Raw genomic sequence first — 24,553 nt, 5'->3', positions numbered from 1 at the left:
TCATGAACACGACCATCTTCGGGATGCCAACCTGGCGGCCCAGCAGGATGTGCTCACGCGTCTGCGGCATCGGGCCGTCTGCTGCGTTCACAACCAGGATCGCGCCGTCCATCTGGGCAGCACCAGTGATCATGTTCTTGACGTAGTCGGCGTGGCCGGGGCAGTCAACGTGCGCATAGTGGCGGTTGTCGGTCTCGTATTCCACGTGGGCGGTCGAGATGGTGATGCCGCGCGCTTTTTCTTCCGGCGCACCGTCAATCTGGTCATACGCTTTGAAGTCACCGAAATACTTGGTGATTGCTGCGGTCAGCGTGGTCTTGCCGTGGTCAACGTGGCCAATCGTGCCGATGTTGACGTGCGGTTTTGTACGCTCAAACTTTTCCTTTGCCATGATGGCCTCCTTTTTCGGTAATGAAGGGAGCCCCTGACCGGAGCTCCCTCAAATCTTCGCTTATGCGTATTTCGCTTGGATCTCGTCCGAGATGTTCTGCGGAACCGGATCGTAGTGGTCGAACTGCATGGTGAACTGGGCACGGCCCGACGACATCGAACGCAGAGTGTTGATGTAGCCGAACATGTTCGCCAGCGGAACGAACGCGTCGATCGCGATTGCGTTGCCGCGCGGTTCCTGACCAGACACCTGGCCACGACGCGAGGTCAGGTCGCCGATGATACCGCCGGTGTATTCTTCCGGGGTGATCACTTCGACCTTCATGATCGGTTCCAGCAGTTTCGCGCCAGCTTTGCGCATGCCTTCACGCATACACATACGGGCCGCGATTTCGAACGCCAGAACGCTCGAGTCAACGTCGTGGAACTTACCGTCCAGCAGGGCGACCTTGAAGTCGATCACGGGGAAGCCAGCCAGCGGGCCGCTGTCCATAACCGACTGGATGCCTTTTTCGACACCCGGGATGTATTCCTTCGGAACGGCACCACCAACGATGCGGCTTTCGAACGAATAACCTTCGCCCGGCTCGGTCGGAGTGATCTCGAGCTTGACCTCACCGAACTGACCCGAACCACCCGACTGTTTCTTGTGGGTGTAGGTGTGCTCGACCGGCATCGAGATGGTTTCACGATAGGCCACCTGCGGTGCGCCGATATTCGCTTCAACCTTGAACTCGCGCTTCAGACGGTCAACCAGAATGTCCAGGTGAAGTTCGCCCATGCCTTTCATGATGGTCTGACCCGATTCCAGATCAGTTTCCACACGGAAGGACGGGTCTTCGGCGGCCAGACGGGCCAGACCCTGAGACATCTTTTCCTGGTCGCCCTTGGTTTTGGGCTCAACCGCGATCTCGATCACCGGATCGGGGAAGGTCATGGTTTCCAGAACCACCGGATCCTTCGCATCACACAGGGTGTCACCGGTGGTGGTGTCTTTCAGACCCGCCAGCGCGATGATGTCGCCTGCAAACGCTTCTTCGATCTCTTCCCGGTTGTTCGAGTGCATCATCATCATACGACCGATGCGCTCTTTCTTACCTTTGGTCGAGTTCAGGATCGAGTCACCCTTGTTCATGGTGCCCGAGTAGATCCGGGTAAAGGTCAACGAGCCAACAAAGGGGTCGTTCATGATTTTGAACGCCAGACCCGAGAACGCCATTGCGTCATCGGCACGACGCGCGATGTCACGAACTTCCTCCTCGTCGCCGGGCTTAAAGCCCATGTAATCAACAACGTCCAGCGGGCTGGGCAGATAGTCGATCACAGCGTTGAGCAGCGGCTGAACACCTTTGTTCTTGAACGCAGAACCACCCAGAACCGGAACAAACGCGATGTCCAGGGTGCCTTTGCGCAGCAGGGCGCGCAGGGTCGGAACGTCGGGCTCATTGCCTTCCAGGTATTCCATCATCGCGTCGTCGTCCATTTCGACGGCCGCTTCGATCATCTTGCCGCGCCATTCGTCAGCCATGTCTTTCAGGCTGTCGCGGATCGGAGCTTTGATCCAGCTTGCGCCCAGATCTTCGCCCTGCCACAGCCACTCTTCCATGGTGACCAGGTCGATCAGACCTTCCAGCTCGGACTCGGCGCCGATCGGAATACCAACCGGAACAGCGCGTGCGCCGGTGCGGTCTTCGATCATGCGAACGCAGTTGAAGAAGTCCGCGCCGATCTTGTCCATTTTGTTGACGAAAACCATACGCGGAACCTTGTAGCGGTCAGCCTGACGCCACACGGTTTCGGTCTGGGGCTCAACACCGGCGTTTGCGTCCAGAACGCAAACGGCACCGTCGAGAACCGCCAGCGAACGTTCAACTTCGATGGTGAAGTCAACGTGGCCGGGGGTGTCGATGATGTTCAGGCGGTGCTTGGGGGTATCGGCGGTCTGACCGTCTTCGGTGCGTTCCCAGAAGGTGGTGGTCGCAGCCGATGTGATGGTGATGCCGCGTTCCTGCTCCTGCTCCATCCAGTCCATGGTGGCTGCACCATCGTGCACCTCACCGATGTTGTGGGATTTACCAGTGTAATACAGGATACGCTCCGAGCAGGTGGTCTTACCTGCGTCGATGTGCGCCATGATACCGAAGTTACGGTACAGTTCGAGCGGATATTCGCGTGCCATTTTTGATAAGCCTCTGAATTACCAACGGTAGTGGCTGAAGGCTTTGTTCGCCTCGGCCATCTTGTGGGTGTCTTCGCGCTTCTTCACGGCAGTACCGCGGGACTGTACAGCGTCCAGCAGTTCACCGGCGAGGCGTTCTTCCATGGTGTTTTCGTTGCGGCCACGCGCAGCAGTGATCAGCCAACGGATGGCCAGTGCTTCGCGGCGCTCGGGGCGCACTTCGACCGGAACCTGATAGGTTGCACCACCAACCCGGCGCGAGCGAACCTCGACCGACGGTTTGATGTTGTCGAGTGCTTCGTGGAACACTTCGACAGGAGCGCGCTTTACCTTGTTCTCAACGCGGTCAAACGCGTTGTAAACGATGCGCTCTGCGACCGACTTCTTGCCGTCGATCATCAGGTTGTTCATGAATTTGGTCAATACCTTGTCGCCAAATTTGGCGTCAGGCAGGACTTCGCGTTTTTCGGCGGCGTGACGACGTGACATATCAGCCTCTCCTTCTTACTTGGGACGCTTCGCGCCGTATTTCGAACGACGTTGCTTACGGTCTTTGACGCCCTGAGTATCCAGAACACCGCGCAGGATGTGGTAACGCACACCGGGAAGGTCTTTCACACGGCCGCCACGGATCAGAACAACCGAGTGTTCCTGCAGGTTGTGGCTTTCACCGGGGATGTAAGAGATGACCTCGAACCCGTTGGTCAGGCGCACCTTGGCAACCTTACGCATAGCCGAGTTCGGCTTCTTCGGTGTGGTGGTGTACACGCGGGTGCAGACGCCGCGCTTCTGCGGGCACTGCTCCAGGTGCATGGACTTCGAGCGTTTTACTTTGGGCTGCCGCGGTTTGCGGATCAGCTGTTGAATAGTTGGCATTCCGGTTCTTTCCCCGTTTTGCAACACACATGACATGCACGCGCGTTGCGTGCGGCTAAATTCGCTGCGTTCGTGCGTCCACAAGCGCAAAACCCACGAGCGTTCCCATTCCGAGGTGAACGTCGCGGTTGTTTCTCAGAGGGCGCGAACTGTAAAATTGTCCGGGCCTTGACCAGCTCATTACTGGAATCGGCTACGGGGCGGCCCCCGGCACCGAGATGACGCGCGTAATAGGGGGAGTCGGCCCAAGTGTCAACAGCACTATCCCGACAACCGCGACCTGCTGGGGTTTTGGACTTAACACATTGCCCCAAAAGGCAACCTCATCCCTGTTGCGACCGGTGTACAGCGGGGGCATAGTTGCGCTGACTACCAGCCGATGGACGACAGATGCAAGTGATTGGCCTGTGCCGTTTTTCCTATCCCGCGATTGGCGGCTTTCGGCTGAGCCACAAGACAATCGAGGAGCAAAGGCAGTTTCTCTATGCACCCGACAGAATGGAAGAACGCTTTCGCTTGTTTGAAACCGTTACCCTGCCCGGTTTTCGCGCCCAAACGGATGAACGTTTTGAGCTGCTGGTTTTAACAGGGACATGCCTGCCGCCGCCTTATTCGCAACGGCTGCGCGATCTGACCGCCGGGGTCAAACAGGTCCGCATCATTGAGAAGGAACCCGCAGATCACAAGCGAGTGATGCGGGAGGTTCTGAACACCGCCAGAACAGACCCGCATAAACCCTGCCTTCAGTTTCGGCATGACGACGATGACGCGGTCTCGGTCGACTTCATAGAAAAGCTCCGCTCTGCAACGCGCGAAAACGCAGGGCTAATGCAGCAAAGCGAGTCAGTCGCGATCGACTACAACCACGGTTACGTCGCCCGGCGTGACAAAAATGAGTTGCACGTTGCGCAGGTCTATCGGTCGCTGTTGGGGGTCGGCTTGGGTATGTATGTTCGGGGCGGAAGTAAACAGACAATCTTTGACCGTTTGCACAACAGACTGGCGCGGTTCATGCCGGTGGTCAGCTACCCGGACGCGCCCATGTGGGTGCGTATGCTGCACGGGTTCAACGACTCGGACCATGCCCGCAAGGACACGCGTGAGCTGTTGCCGCTTACACCAGAACAGGCGGAAGATTTGCGGACACGTTTCGCGATCCACCCTAAAGAGTTCGAAACTACACCTGTGCGGGGTTGAGCGGATGCAGGTCCTCGGTCTTTGCCGGTTTTCTTATCCCGCCATTGGTGGGTTTCAGACCATGCACGCCACTGTCGAAGAACGGCGGCAGTTTCTGTATCAATCTGAACGGCTGGACGAACGATTCCGGTTGTTTGAAACCATCGCCCTGCCCGGACTGAAACAGCAAACCGACCAAGACTTTCATCTTCTGATCGTTGTTGGTGAGTGCTTGCCCAAACCCGCCTTTGATCGCTTGCATGATCTGACCGCCGACCTGAAACAGGTGCAAATCGCCGCCAGATCTCCGGGCCGGCACAGAAAGGTCATGCAAGAGGTTATGAATGCCGCGCGCCAAAACCTCGACCTGCCCTGCCTGCAATTTCGTTATGATGACGATGATGCGGTGGCCGTGGATTTCATCGAACGTCTGCGTGGAACTGTAATTGACAACGCCGGGCTGTTTCAAAACCGAGCCATGGTTGCGATTGATTTCAACTGTGGCTACCTGGCGCGCGCAGATGCTGGGGGCATTCAAGCCAAGCGCGTACATCGTCCGTTGATGACAGCTGGACTTGGAATGTTTGTGCAAGGCGGCAACCGCAAATCGATCATGAACTTTAGCCACAACAGGATCAATCGGGCCATGCCTGTGATTACGCGTCCTGATAACCCGATGTGGGTCCGCGGCTTGAATCGGTTCAATGACTCTCCCAGAACCAGAAGCACGGATGTCGAACTCGGCCCCCTTTCGCAGCTTCAGGAGGCCGAGTTTCAATCACGCTTCGCCATTGATCAGAGCCATGTCAGGCGGGTTCACTCTGTGCCTTGACGGGCACGCTCGCGGAACAAGGTGAACAAACCAGCACCGACAATCAACGCAGCACCCAGCATTGTCACCGTGTCGGGCCATTCATCAAATACGACCCAACCCAGCCCCAGCGCCCAAAGCAGGCTGGAATACCGAAACGGCGCAACAAAGCCAACATCGCCCTGACGCATGACCATGACGCTGAACAGGTAGCCCATCAGCACAAAAATAGCAGCGGCGGCGACCAATGATCCCGCTGCGGCCGAAACCGGAACCCACCATTCAAACACCGAGGCAACCGCCGCAGCAATTGCGATAGAGCCTGAGGTTGCCAATGTCACAACCATCGACGGCACGTCGGCAGACATACGACGGGTGACGAGATCCCGCACCGTTATCGATGCCACGGCGATCAGCGCGTAGACAGAATAGATGCTGAAGCCGTCCGGGCCCGGCCGGACGATCAACACCATGCCTATGAATCCCACCACAATCGCCAGGGTGCGCCGCCAGCCCACCTGTTCCGAGAATACCAACGCGGCACCCAGCGTTACAGTCAGCGGCAGCGCTTGTAGAATGGCAGTTACGTTAGCAAGCGGCATGTTCTTCAACGCCGTCAGGAAAAAGAACGTGGCCGCCAGTTCAGTCAAGCTGCGTAACGCAACAAGCCATTTGTCGTGCCGCGAAAAATTCAGATGCAGAGCCCCAAGCGAACGGGCCAGCAGATAGACCAGAACAACAGCCAAGGCACCCCTTAAAGCCACCAACTGAAAAAGGGGCAGCTCCTGCAGCGCGATCTTCACCAGCGTATCGTTCAGGGTAAACGCGGCCATGCTGCCCATCATCAGCAAGGCACCTTTGGTATTCGGGGTCATGTTGGCTGGGCTCCGGGCTGGCAAACGCCGGTATTGGCCAAACTATAGCCTTGGATGTCAATATCGCTTTTGCCGTCAGCCGGATGTCAGCCGAAGGGGACAATGGTCCCAAACAGATTTAAACTGGACGGCTCGGTTGTATCTTTGACGAAATCCACCCAATCTTTTCCGTAGGTCTGCTCAAAAAAATCTGGGTACTTCCAAACAAGGTTGTGAAAGGTAAACGTCGTCAGCAACGCGCCAACCGTAAGCGCGCCTGCGAACTCTCGCAGTTTACCTTTCAGAAAAAGCATCACCATGATGCAAGCCCCGCCCGCAAGTCCGAGGCTGACGAAATCCTGCGTATCAACTTGCCGCTGAACCGGAATACCAACGGATTGATATTGAATGTAACGGGTCAGAAACACGGCACAGATTCCCAGCAAAAAGGCCCCCAAAAACGCACCGGGATAGGCCAAACGTTGCCAGATGCTCTCGGTTCTGGGCCGAGGTGCATTCCTTGCGTTCTCATCCGAGCGCTGTTTGATCCGCGCAACGCGATCTTCGAAAGAGTTGTTTTCTGTGCCCATGAGCCAATTCAAAATCAAATTAAAATCTCAAGCCAGAGCTAAACTAGAGATTGTATGACCGCAAGAACGAGCCATCGTGCACAAAGGCTGGGTTGGATCAAAATGTCGTGCTGTCCTGCGACAGTAACATGAACCGCGCGCACTTTGACCTGGGCTAACCGAAATCGGAACTTGGTTTTTTGAATCCTGACAGGCAGGAAAAACAAAAGGCCTACACAGGCCGGTTAACGGCACTGTTTTGATCCTAACTCCGCCGCGTACGATGCAAACGAATGAAATTGACGTGCGAACGATCTATGGCTGCAACGCGGGCTAAATGCACATTGCATCAATTCCAGTAGGATGGGATTAAGTGTCACATCAATTTAACTTGATGTATGCATGGAGTTGTTTTCCAGTCGACTAGAGAGTTGCCCAGGCAAGTGGAGGTAGAGGTGAAGGTGCAATCAGAGACATGCAGCAAGCCCCTCACATGGAAGTTGGGATTGGCGCTCGCACTTGGATATGCGTCGCAAGTCACCGCTCAGGACCAAAGAATTGTCAACGATGCGGAGTACTTCATTCTGGAAGCTCAAAACGGCTCAGTGTGGCAGGTAGAAGACCAACAACTTGACGCAAAGCTCGCCGAGTTGAGGGAGAAATACGGTTCTCCTCCCAACCTCATCCACTTAATGTGGGACGACCAGCCCCTTGGCGCAGTCGGCATCCCAGCCATGCAACAAATCCGTGGATACGAGACGCCGAACCTCAATCAGATGGCCGAAGAGGGCATGCTGTTCACGCGCATGTACACCGAGCCCGCATGTACACCTACAAGGGCCGCAGCTTGGACGGGTCAATATGCTGTGCGTTCCAGCATGTTTTCGGTCGGTTTCCCAGTAGAATACGAAGGAATTGCGGCTGAGAGTATTACGATTGCGGAAGTCTTGAGCGATGCCGGATATGCGACTGGATTTTTTGGCAAAACGCACCTTGGCGATATCGAAGAGGCCTATCCGCACAACCAAGGATACGACGAAGCGTTCACAGCGCTCTATAACCAGTCAACGAGCCTTTGGAACATAGAAGCCGAGGCCGCCAACGCAGTTGTAGGGTTGAAAACCGAGCTGCTGCCCGAGAACCCGTATCAAAAAGACAAAGAGTTTCTTCAGGATGGCTATGTCTTTTACGTCGAAGGCACAAAGGGTGGGCCCACGCGAGAATGGTGCGGCACGACAAACGAGTGCTACCGCGCATTTGACGCCGAAGCGCGGGATCGAACGTTCGATTTCATTCGAAGAAACGCCGAAGAAGGAAACCCATTCTATGCTGCATGGTGGCCGATGTGGATCAGCTTTTTGCCAGATCCCAACAAGGAAACATTGCAACGTGGTCTGGTCGGAGAGGCTTATCACAAATACCTTGATCCGGACGTCGGACGGTTAATTTCGCTTCTCAATGAGTTGGGCATTGCTGAGAACACGCTTGTAATCGCTATGTCAGACAACGGCCCGATGACCCATAATCCTCCCGCTGGAGCAGGGCTTGGGGAAGGGCCGTTCCGAGGTGGCAAGGGTGACTTTCTTGAAGGCGGCGTCCGCGTTGCTGCTCAAGCTTGGTGGCCTGGGATGATCGAGGAAGGGCAGATAGTCGGAGACATCATCCATGTCACGGACCTATTCACGACATTTGCGCGCATTGGAGGCGCGTTAGAATTCGTTCCTAAAGACCGTGTGATTGATGGCGTCGATCAAACCTCTTTGTTGATCAATGGCGACAGTTTCAGCCGTCGAGATAGCGTGATGATCTATTCCGGTCCAAACCTCGGAGCGAGTGTGAAAGATCACTACAAGATGCACTGGATATCATCTGACCCCTCACAAGCGTCCGCTGGTATTACTTCAGTTTTCGACCTTTTGAATGACCACCGCGAGGTTAATCCGATTGTTGTTGGCGGTTTCCACTTCAAGGAGCCTTTCCGTCGTATGCGAGCACGGCACGAGCAGTGGATCGCAAGATATCCTCACTTGCCCCGTGCCTATGGCCCCGCCTACACCGGGATTGAAAACGCAAGGCCTGAGACAGTGGCGCTAAGCAATCCGCCCGAAGCACTAAATAATCTGCCTTTCGGATTGTTGGACTTCATTGAGCAATTGCCAAATCTTCCCTTCGACCCGAGCGGAGATGTAGGGTTGGATTTCGATTAAATGTGGCGTTCGGCTTTAAATGAACAATTGGCGCAGGTTCAAATCATTGGGCTTCTGCTTTGGGCTCAAAACAGCCACTAGATGGCAGATCGAGCACTAACAATATTGAGCTGGCACTTGACAGTCTTCCACAAAAGAAAGGCCCCGCGTTTTGCAGGGCCTTTTTCAAATTTATGCTGTCGAGCTTACTCGCGGCTTTCCGGTGTTTCCACCAGAACGTCCAGCTCATCGCCAACCATGTCGTCGTCGAAGGTCGGTGCAGCCAGAGCAGCGGCGGCTTCGGCCTCTTCCCGGCGGGCTTCGATGACCACGTTGTCACGCGACTGCGCGATGTGGCGGACAGCCTGAGTTGCTCCACCGGTACCGGCAGGGATCAGACGACCAACGATGACGTTCTCTTTCAGGCCAACCAGCTTGTCCTTCTTGCCCTGAACCGAAGCTTCGGTCAGCACGCGGGTGGTTTCCTGGAACGACGCCGCCGAGATGAACGAACGTGTCTGCAGCGAGGCTTTGGTGATCCCCAACAGGATCGGCTCGCCCTGTGCCGGACGACCCCCACGCGAGAGGGTCTTCTCGTTGGCTGCATCGAACTCCTGCTTATCGACATGCTCGCCTTTCAGCAGGGTGGTGTCGCCTGAATCCAGGATCTCCCACTTCTGCAGCATCTGGCGCACGATGACCTCGATGTGCTTGTCGTTGATCTTCACGCCCTGCAGACGATAGACGTCCTGCACCTCGTCGATCATGTAATCCGCCAGCGCTTCGACACCCATGATGGACAGGATGTCATGCGGAGCCGGGTTACCGTCCATCAGGTATTCACCCTTCTGGATGAAGTCCCCTTCGGCGACCGGGATGTGCTTGCCCTTGGGCACCATGTACTCGATGGTCTCCATGGACTCGTCCGCCGGTTCGATGCTGATGCGACGCTTGTTCTTGTAGTCGCGGCCAAAGCGCACGTAACCATCGGCTTCAGCGATGATCGCGTGATCTTTCGGACGACGCGCTTCGAACAGTTCGGCCACACGCGGCAGACCACCGGTGATGTCCTTGGTCTTGGCACCTTCACGCGGGATACGCGCAACAACGTCACCAGCTTCGATCTTCTGGCCGTCTTCGACCGACAGAATCGCATCGACCGACATCGGATAGTGAACCGGGTTGCCCGCGTCGTTGCGGACCGGCTCGCCATCTTCACCGACCAGAATGATCTCCGGCTTGAGGTCGCTGCCTTTGGGGGCCGCGCGCCAGTCGATCACGATCTTCTGGGTCATGCCAGTTGCTTCGTCAGTCTCGTCGCGGACAGCAAGGCCCGAAACCAGATCAACGTATTTCGCGGTACCGGCTTTCTCGGCGATGATCGGCAGAGTGTAGGGATCCCATTCGAATAGCTTGTCGCCACGGGCTACTTTGGTACCGTCTTTGACGAACAGCTTGGAGCCGTAGCCCAGCTTGAAGCTGGCACGCTCTTCGCCATGTTCATCGTTGATTACCAGCTTCATGTTCCGGCCCATGACCAAGCTTTCGCCTGCGGCATTGACCAGGATCTGCGGGTTCTCGAACGCGACAACACCTTCCTGGTTGGCTTCCTGGAACGACTGCTGACCACCTTGCGCAACACCACCGATGTGGAAGGTCCGCATGGTCAGCTGTGTACCGGGTTCACCGATCGACTGGGCGGCAATGATGCCAACAGCTTCACCGGTGTTCACCATGGTACCACGCGCAAGGTCACGACCGTAGCAGGTTGCACAGACGCCTTCTTCGGACTCACAGGTCAGAGGCGAACGGATGCGCATCGACTGAACACCGGCTTCGTCGATGGTGTCGGCCATACGTTCGTCGATCAGCTGACCTGCTGCGACGATCACCTCATCTGTGCCCGGACGCAGAACATCGTCAGCAGCGACACGGCCCAGCACACGTTCGGCCAGCGAGGCGACAACCTCACCGTCGTTCACGGCTGCTTCGGCAGTGATCGCACGCTCGGTGCCACAGTCGATCTCACGAACGATACAGTCTTGTGCCACGTCCACCAGACGACGAGTCAGGTAACCCGAGTTCGCCGTCTTCAGAGCGGTATCCGACAGACCCTTACGGGCACCGTGGGTCGAGTTGAAGTACTCGAGAACGGTCAGACCTTCTTTAAAGTTCGAGATGATCGGCGTTTCGATGATGTCACCGTTCGGCTTGGCCATCAGACCGCGCATACCGCCCAGCTGTTTCATCTGAGTGACCGAGCCACGCGCACCCGAGTGGGCCATCATGTAGACCGAGTTCGGTTCCTGTTCCGAGCCGTCCTCTGCCCGATCCGACGACGAGATCGTCGACATCATAGCCTCGGTGACGCGATCGTTACACTTCGACCAGGCATCGACAACTTTGTTGTACTTTTCACCCTGAGTAATCAGGCCGTCCATGTACTGCTGTTCAAAGTCTTTCACCTGACCGCGGGTGTCATCAACGATGCCCCACTTGTCACCCGGAATGACCATGTCGTCCTTACCAAACGAGATGCCAGCCTTGAACGCTTCTTTGAAGCCCATCGACATGATCTGGTCACAGAAGATAACCGACTCTTTCTGACCGCAGTAACGGTAGACGGTGTCGATCACCTGCTGCACTTCTTTCTTCCGCAGCAGACGGTTGACCAGCTCGAACGGCGCTTTGTTGTTCATCGGCAGCAAGGCACCCAGACGCAGACGGCCCGGAGTGGTTTCATAGCGCTTCTGAACTTCGTTGCCTTCGTCGTCGATCTGCGTGATCCGCGCGGTGATTTTCGAGTGCAGATGCACCTCACCCGCGTCCAGCGCGTGCTGAACTTCTTCGATCGAGCCAAAGACCTTGCCTTCGCCCGGCATGCCTTCACGTTCCAGGGTCACATAGTACAGACCCAGGATCATATCCTGCGACGGAACGATGATCGGTGCGCCGTTTGCAGGCGACAGAACGTTGTTCGTCGACATCATCAGAACACGGGCTTCCAGCTGCGCCTCAAGGCTCAGCGGGACGTGAACGGCCATTTGGTCCCCGTCGAAGTCAGCGTTAAAGGCCGAACAGACCAGCGGGTGCAGCTGAATGGCTTTACCTTCGATCAGGACCGGCTCGAACGCCTGAATGCCAAGACGGTGCAGCGTCGGCGCACGGTTCAGCATGACAGGGTGTTCGCGGATCACCTCGTCGAGGATATCCCACACTTCGGGACGCTCTTTCTCGACCAGTTTCTTCGCCTGTTTCACGGTCGAAGACAGACCCTTGGCTTCAAGGCGTGAGTAGATGAACGGCTTGAACAGTTCCAGCGCCATCTTCTTGGGCAGACCACACTGGTGCAGCTTGAGTTCCGGACCGGTCACGATGACCGAACGGCCCGAGAAGTCGACGCGTTTACCCAAAAGGTTCTGACGGAAGCGGCCCTGCTTGCCTTTCAGCATGTCCGACAGCGATTTCAGCGGACGCTTGTTGGCGCCGGTGATCACGCGGCCACGACGGCCGTTGTCGAACAGAGCGTCAACGGATTCCTGAAGCATCCGCTTTTCGTTGCGGACGATGATGTCAGGTGCGCGCAGTTCAATCAGACGCTTCAGACGGTTGTTCCGGTTGATGACGCGGCGATACAGATCGTTCAGATCCGAAGTCGCAAAACGGCCACCATCCAGCGGAACCAGCGGACGCAGTTCCGGCGGAATAACCGGGATCACAGTCATCACCATCCACTCGGGCCGGTTGCCCGACTCGAGGAAGGATTCAACAACCTTCAGACGCTTGATGATCTTCTTGGGCTTCAGCTCTCCGGTTGCTTCGGCCAGGTCAGCGCGCAGCTGCTCGGCTTCGGCTTCCAGATCGATCTGGGCCAGCATCTCACGGATGGCTTCAGCACCGATATTCGCCGTGAAGGCGTCCATGCCATAAGCATCCTGCGCATCCATGTACTCTTCTTCAGTCAGCATCTGGCCGTAGGTCAGGTCAGTCAGACCGGGTTCGATGACGACGTAGTTTTCAAAGTACAGAACGCGTTCCAGATCGCGCAGCGTCATGTCCAGCATCAGACCGATGCGAGACGGCAGCGATTTCAGGAACCAGATATGTGCGACGGGCGCGGCCAGTTCGATGTGGCCCATACGCTCACGACGCACTTTCTGCAGGGTGACTTCCACACCGCACTTTTCGCAGACAACGCCGCGATACTTCATCCGCTTATATTTGCCGCACAGGCATTCGTAGTCTTTGATCGGGCCAAAGATACGCGCGCAGAACAGGCCGTCACGTTCAGGCTTGAACGTCCGGTAGTTGATGGTTTCGGGTTTCTTGATCTCGCCATAAGACCAAGACAAGATCCGCTCGGGCGACGCCAGCGAGACCTTGATCTCGTCGAAGACCTTCGGGGGCGTCAGCGGGTTGAACGGGTTGTTGGTGATTTCCTGGTTCATTTGTTACCTCAAATCTTGCGGAAGGGGGGACGGGAGAAAGGGCAGCGCCCTTACTCCTCAACCTCCGCATCCAGGAGTTCCATATTCAGGCCGAGGCCACGGACTTCTTTCACCAGAACGTTGAACGATTCCGGTACGCCCGCTTCAAAGTTATCCTCGCCCTTGACGATCGACTCATAGACCTTGGTCCGGCCGGCGACGTCATCCGATTTCACGGTGAGCATCTCCTGCAAGGTGTAGGCGGCGCCGTAAGCTTCCAAAGCCCAGACTTCCATCTCACCAAAGCGCTGACCACCGAACTGCGCCTTACCACCCAGCGGCTGCTGGGTAACCAGGCTGTACGGCCCGGTCGAACGCGCGTGGATTTTGTCATCCACAAGGTGGTGCAGTTTCAGCAGGTACTTGATGCCCACGGTCACCGGACGCGCAAATTGCTCACCGGTACGACCGTCGAACAGAACCGACTGACCGCTTTCCGAGAAGCCCGCACGCACCAGCGCGTCGTTGACGTCAGCCTCTTTGGCACCGTCGAAGACCGGGGTTGCGATCGGAACACCGCGGGTCACGTTGCCCGCAGCCTCGATCAGGCCATCCTCGTCCAGACCGGTGATGCCTTCTTCGTAGACATTCTCGCCATAGGCCAGCTTCATCGCTTCGCGCACCGGGGTCAGATCGCCGGACCGGCGATATTCACCCAGCGCGTCGTCGATGTTCAGACCCAGACCGCGCGCGGCCCAACCCATGTGGGTTTCCAGAATCTGACCAACGTTCATACGCGAAGGCACACCTAGCGGGTTCAGACAGAAATCAACCGGCGTACCATCGGCCAGGAACGGCATGTCTTCCATCGGAACAACCTTGGAGATCACACCCTTGTTCCCGTGACGACCGGCCATCTTGTCGCCCGGCTGCAGCTTACGCTTCACGGCGATGAAGACTTTGACCATCTTCATCACACCCGGCGGCAGGTCGTCGCCACGACGGACTTTCTCGACCTTGTCTTCGAAACGGGCGTCCAGAGCGCGTTTCTGCACTTCGTACTGCTCGTTCAGAGCCTCAACGATCTGTGCGTCCTGCTCACCTTCCAGCGCCAGCTGCCACCACTGACCACGGGTCAGGGTTTCCAGCAGGTCCTCGGTGATCACCGACCCTGCCTTAACGCCTTTGGGGCCTTTGACAGCGGTTTTACCAAGGATCAGGCCTTGCAGACGCGCATAGATGTTGCGGTCAAGGATCGCCAACTCGTCGTCCCGGTCACGGGCCAGACGTTCGACTTCCTCACGCTCGATCTGCAGCGCACGCTCGTCTTTCTCGACGCCGTGACGGTTGAAGACGCGGACCTCAACGACCGTACCGTAATCGCCCGGCTTCACGCGCAGCGAGGTGTCGCGCACGTCAGATGCTTTTTCACCAAAGATGGCGCGCAGCAGCTTTTCTTCCGGGGTCATCGGGCTTTCGCCCTTCGGAGTGATCTTGCCGACCAGAATATCGCCCGGTTCAACATCTGCGCCGATGTAAACGATGCCCGCCTCGTCGAGGTTGCGCAGCGCTTCTTCACCAACGTTCGGGATGTCGCGGGTGATCTCTTCCGGGCCGAGCTTGGTGTCACGGGCGGCGACTTCGAATTCCTCGATATGGACCGAGGTAAAGACGTCATCACGCGCGATACGTTCGCTGATCAGGATCGAGTCTTCGTAGTTGTAACCGTTCCACGGCATGAACGCGACGACCACGTTCTTACCCAGAGCCAGTTCACCCATATCGGTCGACGGACCGTCGGCGATGACCTCGCCCTTCTGGACGGTGTCACCTACCTTGATCAGCGGACGCTGGTTGATGCAGGTGTTCTGGTTCGAGCGCTGGAACTTGCGCAGACGATAGATGTCAACGCCAGCGTCGCCCAGTTCCAAATCCTCGGTGGCGCGGATAACGATACGCTGGGCATCGACCTGGTCGATGATACCGGCGCGTTTCGCCTGAATCGCAGCACCCGAGTCGATCGCAACCTTTTCCTCGATACCGGTACCGACCAGCGGTGCTTCGGCCCGCAGCAGCGGAACCGCCTGACGTTGCATGTTCGAGCCCATCAGAGCGCGGTTGGCGTCGTCATTTTCAAGGAACGGGATCAGCGATGCAGCAACCGATACCAGCTGTTTCGGCGACACGTCGATCAGGTCCACATTCTCGCGCGGTGCGAGGGTGTAGTCACCGGCCTGACGGGTCGAAACCAGATCATTGATGAACTTGCCATCGGCATCCAAGGTCGCGTTCGCCTGCGCCACGGTGTGACGCATTTCCTCGGTCGCGGACATGTAGTGAACCTCATCGGTCACCTCGGCGTCTTTGACGACGCGATACGGTGTTTCGATGAAGCCATACTTGTTCACGCGAGCAAAGGTGGCCAGCGAGTTGATCAGACCGATGTTCGGACCTTCCGGCGTTTCAATCGGGCACATCCGACCATAGTGGGTCGGGTGTACGTCGCGAACCTCAAAGCCCGCACGCTCACGTGTCAGACCACCGGGGCCAAGCGCCGAGAGACGGCGTTTGTGGGTGACTTCCGACAGCGGGTTGGTCTGGTCCATGAACTGCGACAGCTGCGACGAACCGAAGAATTCGCGGACAGCAGCCGCAGCAGGTTTCGCGTTGATCAGGTCCTGAGGCATGACGGTGTCGATTTCAACCGACGACATACGCTCTTTGATCGCGCGCTCCATGCGCAGCAGGCCAACGCGGTACTGGTTTTCCATCAGTTCGCCGACCGAACGTACACGGCGGTTGCCGAGGTGGTCGATATCGTCCACGTCGCCTTTGCCGTCACGCAGTTCCACCAGCGCCTTGATGCAGGCCACGATGTCTTCGCGGCGCAGAGTGCGCAGGGTGTCCGGCGCGTCCAGAGCCAGACGCATGTTCATTTTCACACGGCCAACGGCGGACAGGTCATAACGCTCGCTGTCGAAGAACAGCGTGTCGAACAGGGCCGACGCAGCTTCGACGGTGGGCGGCTCGCCCGGACGCATGACGCGGTAGATGTCCATCAGCGCGGTTTCGCGGCTCATGTTCTTGTCCTGAGCCATGGTATTGCGCATGTACGGACCAACATTGACGTTGTCGATGTCCAGAACCGGGATGTCGGTGATGCCCGCATCGATCAGCTCTTTCACGGTGCCGCCAATCAGGTCGCCGTCTTTGTCGTATTCCAGGGTCAGCTCATCACCGGCTTCGACATAGATCGCGCCGTTTTCTTCGTTGATGATGTCCTTGGCGACAAATTTGCCAACGATGTGATCGAACGGAACCAGCAGGTCGGTGACGGTGCCTTCGTCGATCAGCTTCTTGACCGCGCGCGGGGTGACTTTCTTGCCGGCCTCAGCAATCACTTCACCGGATTTGGCGTCGACCAGATCATAGGTCGGGCGTGTACCACGCACACGCTCGGGGAAGAATGGCGTGACCCAGCCCTTCTTCTTGTCCAGCTTGTAGGACACGGTGTTGTAATACGCGTCCATGATCGCTTCCTGGTCCAGACCCAACGCATAAAGCAGGGTTGTCACAGGCAGCTTACGGCGACGGTCGATACGGGCGAACACGATGTCCTTGGCGTCGAACTCAAAGTCCAGCCAGCTGCCGCGATACGGGATGATGCGGCAGGCAAACAGCAGCTTGCCCGAGGAATGGGTCTTGCCCTTGTCGTGGTCAAAGAACACACCGGGCGAGCGGTGCATTTGGGATACGATCACACGCTCGGTCCCGTTCACGACAAAAGTGCCATTCGGTGTCATCAAGGGCATATCGCCCATGAAGACATCCTGTTCCTTGATGTCTTTTACCGATTTCGCGCCGGTGTCCTCGTCGACATCAAACACGATCAGTCGCAGAGTGACCTTCAGCGGCGCGCTGTAGGTCATGTCGCGCTGCATACACTCTTCGACGTCATATTTGGGTTTTTCCAGATCGTATTTCACGAACTCCAGAACGGAGGTTTCGTTGAAATCCTTGATCGGGAAAACCGACTGGAACACACCCTTGATGCCTTCGCCGTCTGTTGGCTGCTCTGCATCGCCGGAGCGCAGGAAAAGATCATAAGAAGATTTCTGTACCTCAATAAGGTTCGGCATCTCCAGCACTTCGCGGATTTTGCCGTAGTATTTACGAAGACGTTTCTGGCCAAGGAACGTTTGAGCCATGTCAGATGTCACCTTTCGATGTTCTCAGCGGGCAAAGACACCGTCGGGCCCCGGCATCTTGCACAATCGAGACAACACGTCCGGATCAATTCATGGCCACCGTCCCGAAGGCGGCCTCCCGATCCGAAAACCGTGTCTTAGAAAACGCCCCACATTTTGAGGCCCTTTCTAAGACAGGTTCGGCTGGACCCGGATTTCTCCGGACCCAGCCAAATTTTTCGGCGCATCAGCGATGCACCTGAGACTAAGCTTAGGCCAGCTCGACTTCGGCGCCAGCTGCTTCCAGCTTGGCTTTGACGTCTTCTGCTTCTGCTTTGTCCACGCCTTCTTTGATCTTGCCGCCGGCTTCGACCAGTTCCTTGGCTTCTTTCAGGCCCAGGCCGGTGATGCCGCGAACTTCTTTGATGACGTTGATTTTCGATGCGCCGGCGTTCTTCAGAACGACGTCGAATTCGGTTTTTTCTTCCTCAGCTGCACCGCCGGCGTCGCCGCCTGCTGCAACCATTACGGCGCCGCCAGCTGCGGGCTCGATGCCGTATTCGTCTTTGAGGATGGTTTTCAGTTCTTGTGCTTCCAGCAGGGTCAGACCCACGATGCTTTCTGCGAGTGCTTTCAGATCAGCCATTGTATTAGCTCTTTCCGTTTTACAGTGTGTGTTCCAACGTCAGGGCATATGCCCCACGCAGATCATTCAGTGCCAACCGCTTACGCAGCTTCCGCCTTCTCTTCGATGGTGGAAAGGATGCTTGCGATGTTGCTTGCAGGTGCGCCAATCGCGCCGGCGATGTTCGAAGCAGGTGCGCCAATGCAGCCCACGATCGAAGCAATAAGCTCCTCGCGAGACGGCATTTTCGAAACTGTTTCGACGCCTTTGCGGTCCAGAGCGTTCTCACCCATTGCACCGCCGAGGATCTCAAAATTCTTGTTATCCTTGGCGAAGTCCTCGGCCACCTTGGCTGCTGCCACAGGGTCCTCGGAATAGGTCAGAACGGTCATCCCTGTCAGCAGGTCGGCCATGCTTTCACACGGCTTACCCTCAAGGGCGATTTTGGCGAGCCTGTTCTTGGCAACACGCACAGAGCCACCCGCGTCACGAGCACGTGCGCGAAGGTCCTGCATCTCGGCAACTGTCAGACCGGCGTAGTGAGCAACCACTACGACGCCAGAGCTTTCGAAGATTTGGCCGAGTTCCTCGACTACTTTCTCTTTCTGGGCTCTATCCACAGTTCTCTCCAAGTTTGGGGCGATACCTCACCCCGGCTCATATTTGCCGCAGCTTTCGCTCCGGCGTTCAGGTCCGTTATTACGGGATTGGCCAAAATGCGCCCGAGGGTGGGACCCTCAGAATTCTTTGGTCTTACCCGTCTCAGGCAGGGAATTAAGGGACCGAATGGACCCACCCACCGTCTTGGACGAAACGAAAGAAAGCGCACGACGAATCGCACGCTTTATTCCGCAGGTCTACTTAGGGCAGATAGGCGGGGTTTCCAAGGGGTAAATTTGCGTCAATCGCAAGCGTACTTTCACATTCATCGAAGCGGGTAAGTTTCACCTCAACATTGCTTCCGGATTCGGCGATCACGGCCAAAAGTGCCTAGCCCTCCTCAACACCGCTTGGGAACCCAATTCAAACTCAAATGCTTATGATGACCCTCAGAAATTTCCAGGGTCTCAAGCAGAACGAATGGAAAGTGATTTTGACTGATTAAGTTCTCTCGGCGCCGATCAGGAGCGTAAACGGATAGTCAAAAAAAGATGTCGCTGCGGTAACGTCTTTCAATAACCTTTTGATCATTCCCGGATCAAGAGAGCCAATCTTCGAATGATGAGGCCAAAGTGAGCGCCCAAAACTCGGGTTCAGGAGTATCTGTGGGCTGCAAGGACATCGATGGAACTTCCTGCTCAGCCAAATTGGGAAGACCGCGCCCCATCCAACTGGCCAATGAACCACCTTCATCCGCTGACACGGCAGACGCAAAAACGAACGCGTCGTCGCGCGCGCCAACACCCGCAGACAGCGCATCATCAGCAGATCGGAATGAAACCCCTGTATCCACGATCTGCAAACTACCACTCGCAACCGCTGCGATCGCGTTGACCAAAGCCGGACTTCCAGGTGTGTTTGCAGTGTCTGTGGTCGCAACCGTGCCCGGCAGTTCACCCTTCATTTGCTCGATAAGGTCAGGGTTCAATCTGCGTGCGCAATATCCACACATTGTATTCTCCAAGAATGCCACCTGACAGGCCCACGATCCCGTCTTGCTGAAATAGAATTTCTACGTTCGGTATTCGAGAATTACGGCAGTTTTTGGGCTACCAGTTCAAAACCGAACTTTACCCTTGCACCAGTATGGTTTGCATAAAACGCCGAGAGTGTGAAGTTTCTAGATTTGCTGCAAAAAGTTGGCCCTTCTGTGGGGGCATGGATTGGACCCAAAAAGACACAAGAAAAATCCCGGGCAGTTCGCACCACCCGGGATCAATTCTTCCAAGCTGAATGCCAGGGCTTATTCGCCGGAAGCTTCCGCAACATCCAGTGTCACGCCCGGGCCCATGGTCGAGCTCAGCGCGATTTTTTTCATGTAGGTGCCTTTGGCGCCCGACGGCTTGGCCTTGGCAACAGCCGAGACAAAAGCGCGAACGTTTTCAACCAGCTTGGCTTCGTCAAACGACGCTTTGCCAACGCCAGCGTGCACAACGCCGCCTTTTTCCGCCTTGAACTGAACTTCACCGCCTTTGGCTGCTTCCACGGCCGCTTTCACGTCCATGGTCACGGTGCCAACTTTGGGGTTCGGCATCAGGTTACGGGGACCCAGAACTTTACCCAGACGACCGACGATCGGCATCATGTCCGGGGTGGCAATGCAGCGATCGAATTCGATGGTGCCGCCCTGAATGGTTTCCATCAGGTCCTCTGCGCCTACGATATCTGCGCCAGCTTCTTTCGCTTCGTCAGCCTTCGGGCCACGAGCAAAAACAGCAACGCGCATCGCTTTACCGGTGCCGTTCGGCAGACCAACGACGCCGCGAACCATCTGGTCTGCGTGACGAGTGTCAACGCCCAGGTTCATCGCGATTTCGATGGTCTCGTCGAATTTCGAGGTTGCGTTGCCCTTGACCAGAGCAACAGCTTCTTCAACCGACAGGTTTTCCTTGCCGGCGACAGCTTCGCGCGCAGCGCGGGTACGTTTACCGAGTTTTGCCATCTTACTTCACCTCGATGCCCATAGAGCGGGCCGAGCCCAGGATGATCTGCATTGCGCCTTCGACGTCGTTGGCGTTCAGATCTTTCATTTTGGCTTCGGCGATTTCGCGAACCTGCTTCGAGGTCACGGTTGCCACGGTCTCACGACCTGGGTTTTCCGCGCCACGGGGGCGGTTACGCTTGCCGACCGGCTTCAGACCAGCTGCTTTTTTCAGGTAGTAAGACGCGGGCGGCGTCTTGATGTCCATGGTGAAGGACTTGTCCTGATAGTAGGTGATCACGGTCGGGCAAGGAGCGCCGGGCTCCATGTCCGCTGTCTTGGCGTTGAACGCCTTGCAGAATTCCATGATGTTGATGCCGCGCTGACCCAGCGCCGGACCAACTGGCGGCGACGGGTTCGCCTGACCTGCAGGAACCTGCAGCTTCATTGTACCAGCAAGCTTCTTGGCCATTTGGTTTTCCTTTCAACTTAGGCAGGACGCGTCCCACCCAGATTATGTTGCGTGGTTCGGACCGGGATCGCGATCTCAGCACCCTCCCACGAGAGAATCTCGCCCGAAGACGATTGAGGCGGCATTTATAGCGGAAAGGTGACGTTGGCAAGAGGATCCCGCCGTATTCCTGAACCATACCTGCACTAGCCAAACCAAACGTTGCGACAGACTGGAGCGACTTAGAAGTTACCTAATTTGAATACAAAAGTTGCGTACGAACCGCCGACGGTTATCTTAGGGCAACTTAGTTAAAGAAGGGGCGGTCTGGGATGGCATCATCTCGACGAAGCAGGGGACTACTGATTTGTGCTCTTTTTGCCGTGTTGCCGGGGTGCGGCAGCAAAGCACAAGATCAGGGCACAGTATCCGAGACAGTTACCCAATCAGAAGCGTCCCAAAATGCTTCTTCGTATAACTCGGCAGGAATTGATCCTGCCACCTATGCCGGTCGCTTTCAGGTCAAATTGACCAAAGAAGTTCCTCTGCGCGATATTCCCGTTCCCTTCACCGTCTACGGCGGTCTAGAGGAATCCAGCCCAACCCGACTGCGATTGCGCGCGTTCATGGATTTGCGCGGATTGCAGGAAAAGGCGCCCCAGATTTTGACGGGCCCACTGGAAGAAAGTTGTAAGCGTCAAATCTATCTTGAGGTTCGAGACGTTACTGCCATAGGCGAAACTGTAAAGGTTGAGGGGTCAGCTCGTGCTCAGTTCACACGATGCAAGCGGAATGAAGAAGCGGGGTTTCGGTATTTCGGGGCCACGGTGGATGCGGTCGCTGTCGCCAAGGCAGAAGTGAAGGGTCAATGCCTTACATTCAGCATCGAAAGTGCCGATCTCAGCCCGCGCGGATTTATCGGTGCTGTCACCAACTTTTTCGGCCTGACAAACCGCATCAACGAAGCGGTCCTTGAAAAGGGTGGAGAGTTTTTGGCGGCCAATCCGGTTTGTCCGCCACTGCCCGAAGAATTCTCTGTTCTTGATCCGAATTACGAATCTGGCGGAACGCGCGAAATCGCACCCGGAGGATTGGGCGCCGCTGTTGTCGGATCAGCGGATGTAAGTGCTGAGACAATTGTGAAAGTCCTTGCAGGTCTGAAAGAACTTGGCGTGTTGGAGTTTGCTGAATGAGACTTTGGTTTATCCTCCCCGCCTTTTTGGCATCTTTTCTGGACGCCCGCGTACCCGACGCGCAGCAAGTGGACTTTGTCATCGATGCGACACTGCCCGTTCGCGATACAGAATTGCCCTATACACTTGATCTGAACCTCACCGCCGCTGCGCCCACTCGGATCGGGGTCGGTGCCCTTCTCGACTTACGCAAAGTTCAAGAGGTTGTGCCCGAGCGGTTAGCTGACAATGCAATCGTCGACAATTGTGGCCTGCAGGTCCGACTAGATGATTTGAGCTTTAAGGCCGAAGACCAAACAATAGATTTGGATGGGGATGTGACCATCACGATCTTTGAATGCAGCCGCACCGGTGAACGCAACTTTGAACGCGGTGAAGAAAAAAGAGCGATCCTGGCCAGCTTGTCCACCGAAGCGACTGTCGAAGTGCGGGACAACTGCGCCTATTTCAAGCTTATTGATCTTACTCTAACCGCCCCCGAAGAACAGCGAGAGCAACTGCTGGAAGATGACACTTTAGACTCAGTGAAGGAGTTGATGTTGGCAGCTGTGGATCTTGCCCTGAACGACACTCCTTTGTGCCCGGAACTCCCGGCAGAGCTTGCGTCACTTGACCCAGCCTACGACAAAGGCGGCCCGCGCGAGATCGGAGAAGGTGGTGTTGGCGTTTTCCTTGAAGGCTCAGTTGACGTCAGCCCTTCGACAATCCTCGACATTCTGACAGTGCTTCAACAACAAGAACTTATACCGGGTCGACCCTAGCGCAGACCAAACCTCGCCCGTCGAACCTCTCTTTTTTCTGGTTGGAAAACTGGGGTGTCAAAACAACAAACGCCGCGCTGCTCGAAGCACCGCGGCGTCTAATACAAGTGAAGAGCAATTAGCTCTGCTTTGTTACCTGCGTGAAGTCCAGTTCGACCGGTGTCTCGCGACCAAAAATCGAAACCGAGACTTTCAACTTCTGAGCTTCGTCGTCCACGCCTTCGACCATGCCGTCGAAATCCTCGAACGGGCCGTCGTTGACCTTGACCTTTTCGCCCACCTCGAAGGTGATCATCAGTTTCGGCGCTTCTTCGCCTTCCTGAACGCGGTTGAGGATCTGGTTCACTTCGGCATCGCGCATCGGCATTGGGCGGCCTTGCGGGCCAAGGAAACCGGTGACGCGGTTGATCGAATTGATCAGGTGATAGCCCTGATCCGACATTTCCATATGCACCAGCACGTAGCCGGGCATAAAGCGGCGCTCGGTTGTGACCTTCTTGCCGCGGCGCACTTCGATCACCTCTTCGGTGGGCACCAGTACTTCGTCGATATCGTCCTCAAGGCCCTGCTCAACCACCGACGTGCGGATCTGTTCTGCGATCTTCTTTTCGAAATTCGAAAGAACGCTGACCGAGTACCACCGTTTCGCCATGAACCTGTCGTCCTTGTCTGTCTTCGGGGTATCGGATGTGCCGGATACGCCCGTCATTGAAATCTTATCACGTCATCCGGAATAAAAAGCGGCGCGCAGCCCGAATCGCCACACGCCCATTCCGAATAGTCCTGTGTCAACTACTCTGACATTGCCCGCAGTGCAAGGGGCTGCAGCGTTTCGGCGCTTAGCTGAACGCGCCCAGGATCAGCTGAAGACCACCCCGGATGCCCAGATCGACCAACGCAAAGAATACAGCCGTAAGCGCCGCCATGATGAAAACCATAACCGTGGTCAACAGCACCTCGCGCCGGGTCGGCCAGACGACCTTGGACACTTCGGCACGGACTTGCTGAATGAACTGAATCGGGTTGGTGGTGGCCATTTGGCGTGTTCTCTCTGCTAGCGGATGGCCCGGACATAACCGGGCATTGCGGCAATTTCAAGGGCAGTTGGATCAACTCTGCCCAATGCGGTCAGGGTTTGGGTTTGTCGTCCCATTCATCGCTCAGGATCCGGCGCGCATCGCCTTCGGGGTCTTCGTACTGGTTTGAACGAACAGTATAGATAAAGGCGACCAGACCAACGCCGCCCAGCAACAAAGAAATCGGGATGAGATAGGCAAGAACTTCCAT

At 56.3% G+C, this 24,553-nt stretch carries 21 protein-coding genes; 5 read left to right on the top strand and 16 right to left on the bottom strand.

Annotation, left to right across the window (positions count from 1 at the left end; genetic code table 11):
- From GS636_RS15830 to rpsL, 4 genes are all read right to left on the bottom strand, one after another.
- A partial coding sequence (locus GS636_RS15830) for a GTP-binding protein (RefSeq protein WP_171670556.1) occupies positions 1–391 on the bottom strand: 391 nt, incomplete at its 3' end.
- A 60-nt stretch (positions 392–451) separates the two neighbouring features.
- A complete protein-coding gene (fusA, locus tag GS636_RS15825; RefSeq protein ID WP_171096025.1) occupies positions 452–2,569 on the bottom strand; it encodes an elongation factor G in 2,118 nt (705 codons plus the stop codon).
- 18 nt (positions 2,570–2,587) lie between these two features.
- Entirely contained in the window at positions 2,588–3,058 is a 471-nt protein-coding gene (gene rpsG / locus GS636_RS15820; protein WP_010441203.1) for a 30S ribosomal protein S7, read from the bottom strand.
- Positions 3,059–3,073: 15 nt separating this feature from the next.
- On the bottom strand, positions 3,074–3,445 hold the full coding sequence (gene rpsL / locus GS636_RS15815) for a 30S ribosomal protein S12 (protein WP_005621086.1): 372 nt from the start codon (positions 3,443–3,445) through the stop codon (positions 3,074–3,076).
- A gap of 390 nt (positions 3,446–3,835) precedes the next feature.
- On the opposite strand from rpsL, the gene GS636_RS15810 reads away from it, so the two are divergent.
- Positions 3,836–4,642, top strand: a complete 807-nt coding sequence (locus tag GS636_RS15810; protein WP_171670553.1) for a putative rhamnosyl transferase — start codon at positions 3,836–3,838, stop codon at positions 4,640–4,642.
- 4 nt (positions 4,643–4,646) lie between these two features.
- A complete protein-coding gene (locus tag GS636_RS15805; protein WP_171670551.1) occupies positions 4,647–5,453 on the top strand; it encodes a glycosyltransferase in 807 nt (268 codons plus the stop codon).
- Here the strand turns inward: GS636_RS15805 and GS636_RS15800 are convergent.
- Together GS636_RS15800 and GS636_RS15795 are read right to left on the bottom strand one after the other, a co-directional pair.
- The gene (locus tag GS636_RS15800; protein ID WP_171670548.1) at positions 5,438–6,307 is read right to left on the bottom strand and encodes a DMT family transporter; all 870 of its coding nucleotides are present in this window, start codon (positions 6,305–6,307) and stop codon (positions 5,438–5,440) included. The two genes, GS636_RS15805 and GS636_RS15800, sit on opposite strands and share 16 nt — an antisense overlap.
- An 86-nt stretch (positions 6,308–6,393) precedes the next feature.
- Positions 6,394–6,876, bottom strand: a complete 483-nt coding sequence (locus GS636_RS15795) for a hypothetical protein (protein ID WP_171670546.1) — start codon at positions 6,874–6,876, stop codon at positions 6,394–6,396.
- 485 nt (positions 6,877–7,361) lie between these two features.
- On the opposite strand from GS636_RS15795, the gene GS636_RS15790 reads away from it, so the two are divergent.
- Positions 7,362–9,062, top strand: a complete 1,701-nt coding sequence (locus tag GS636_RS15790; RefSeq protein WP_216602928.1) for a sulfatase-like hydrolase/transferase — start codon at positions 7,362–7,364, stop codon at positions 9,060–9,062.
- A 185-nt stretch (positions 9,063–9,247) separates the two neighbouring features.
- Here the strand turns inward: GS636_RS15790 and rpoC are convergent, their stop codons facing one another.
- The 7 genes from rpoC to rplK all read right to left on the bottom strand — a co-directional run bounded on the left by rpoC (position 9,248) and on the right by rplK (position 21,333).
- On the bottom strand, positions 9,248–13,489 hold the full coding sequence (gene rpoC, locus GS636_RS15785) for a DNA-directed RNA polymerase subunit beta' (RefSeq protein ID WP_171236018.1): 4,242 nt from the start codon (positions 13,487–13,489) through the stop codon (positions 9,248–9,250).
- Between the two features lie 50 nt (positions 13,490–13,539).
- Positions 13,540–17,676, bottom strand: coding sequence for a DNA-directed RNA polymerase subunit beta (gene rpoB / locus GS636_RS15780; protein WP_171670542.1), 4,137 nt, complete (start codon positions 17,674–17,676; stop codon positions 13,540–13,542).
- A gap of 250 nt (positions 17,677–17,926) precedes the next feature.
- Positions 17,927–18,301, bottom strand: coding sequence for a 50S ribosomal protein L7/L12 (gene rplL, locus GS636_RS15775; RefSeq protein ID WP_170446876.1), 375 nt, complete (start codon positions 18,299–18,301; stop codon positions 17,927–17,929).
- A gap of 80 nt (positions 18,302–18,381) precedes the next feature.
- Positions 18,382–18,900, bottom strand: a complete 519-nt coding sequence (rplJ, locus tag GS636_RS15770) for a 50S ribosomal protein L10 (protein ID WP_170387618.1) — start codon at positions 18,898–18,900, stop codon at positions 18,382–18,384.
- Positions 18,901–19,478: 578 nt separating this feature from the next.
- Positions 19,479–19,892, bottom strand: a complete 414-nt coding sequence (locus tag GS636_RS15765; protein ID WP_171670540.1) for a hypothetical protein — start codon at positions 19,890–19,892, stop codon at positions 19,479–19,481.
- 291 nt (positions 19,893–20,183) lie between these two features.
- Positions 20,184–20,882, bottom strand: a complete 699-nt coding sequence (gene rplA, locus GS636_RS15760) for a 50S ribosomal protein L1 (protein ID WP_171180094.1) — start codon at positions 20,880–20,882, stop codon at positions 20,184–20,186.
- Between the two features lies 1 nt (position 20,883).
- Positions 20,884–21,333, bottom strand: a complete 450-nt coding sequence (gene rplK / locus GS636_RS15755; RefSeq protein WP_010440985.1) for a 50S ribosomal protein L11 — start codon at positions 21,331–21,333, stop codon at positions 20,884–20,886.
- Positions 21,334–21,644: 311 nt separating this feature from the next.
- Here rplK and GS636_RS15750 point away from each other — a divergent pair, with 311 nt between their 5' ends.
- Both GS636_RS15750 and GS636_RS15745 read left to right on the top strand, forming a co-directional pair.
- Positions 21,645–22,505: a hypothetical protein gene (locus tag GS636_RS15750; protein ID WP_171670538.1), complete on the top strand. Its 861-nt coding sequence runs from the start codon at positions 21,645–21,647 to the stop codon at positions 22,503–22,505.
- Positions 22,502–23,266: a hypothetical protein gene (locus GS636_RS15745; protein ID WP_171670535.1), complete on the top strand. Its 765-nt coding sequence runs from the start codon at positions 22,502–22,504 to the stop codon at positions 23,264–23,266. The genes GS636_RS15750 and GS636_RS15745 overlap by 4 nt, the downstream gene beginning before the upstream one ends.
- Before the next feature lie 118 nt (positions 23,267–23,384).
- On the opposite strand, the gene nusG is transcribed toward GS636_RS15745, so the two are convergent.
- From nusG to ccoS, 3 genes are all read right to left on the bottom strand, one after another.
- Complete coding sequence (nusG, locus tag GS636_RS15740; RefSeq protein ID WP_171096042.1) at positions 23,385–23,918, bottom strand: transcription termination/antitermination protein NusG; 534 nt, start codon at positions 23,916–23,918, stop codon at positions 23,385–23,387.
- A gap of 187 nt (positions 23,919–24,105) precedes the next feature.
- On the bottom strand, positions 24,106–24,303 hold the full coding sequence (gene secE / locus GS636_RS15735; RefSeq protein WP_050605011.1) for a preprotein translocase subunit SecE: 198 nt from the start codon (positions 24,301–24,303) through the stop codon (positions 24,106–24,108).
- Between the two features lie 91 nt (positions 24,304–24,394).
- On the bottom strand, positions 24,395–24,553 hold the full coding sequence (ccoS, locus tag GS636_RS15730; RefSeq protein ID WP_074737762.1) for a cbb3-type cytochrome oxidase assembly protein CcoS: 159 nt from the start codon (positions 24,551–24,553) through the stop codon (positions 24,395–24,397).

Source organism: Ruegeria sp. HKCCD4884 (assembly GCF_013110855.1).
In the GTDB taxonomy this organism is placed as follows: Bacteria; Pseudomonadota; Alphaproteobacteria; order Rhodobacterales; family Rhodobacteraceae; genus Ruegeria.
Note: the sequence above shows the minus strand (reverse complement) of the source record. Positions and strands in the feature narration are given on the sequence as shown.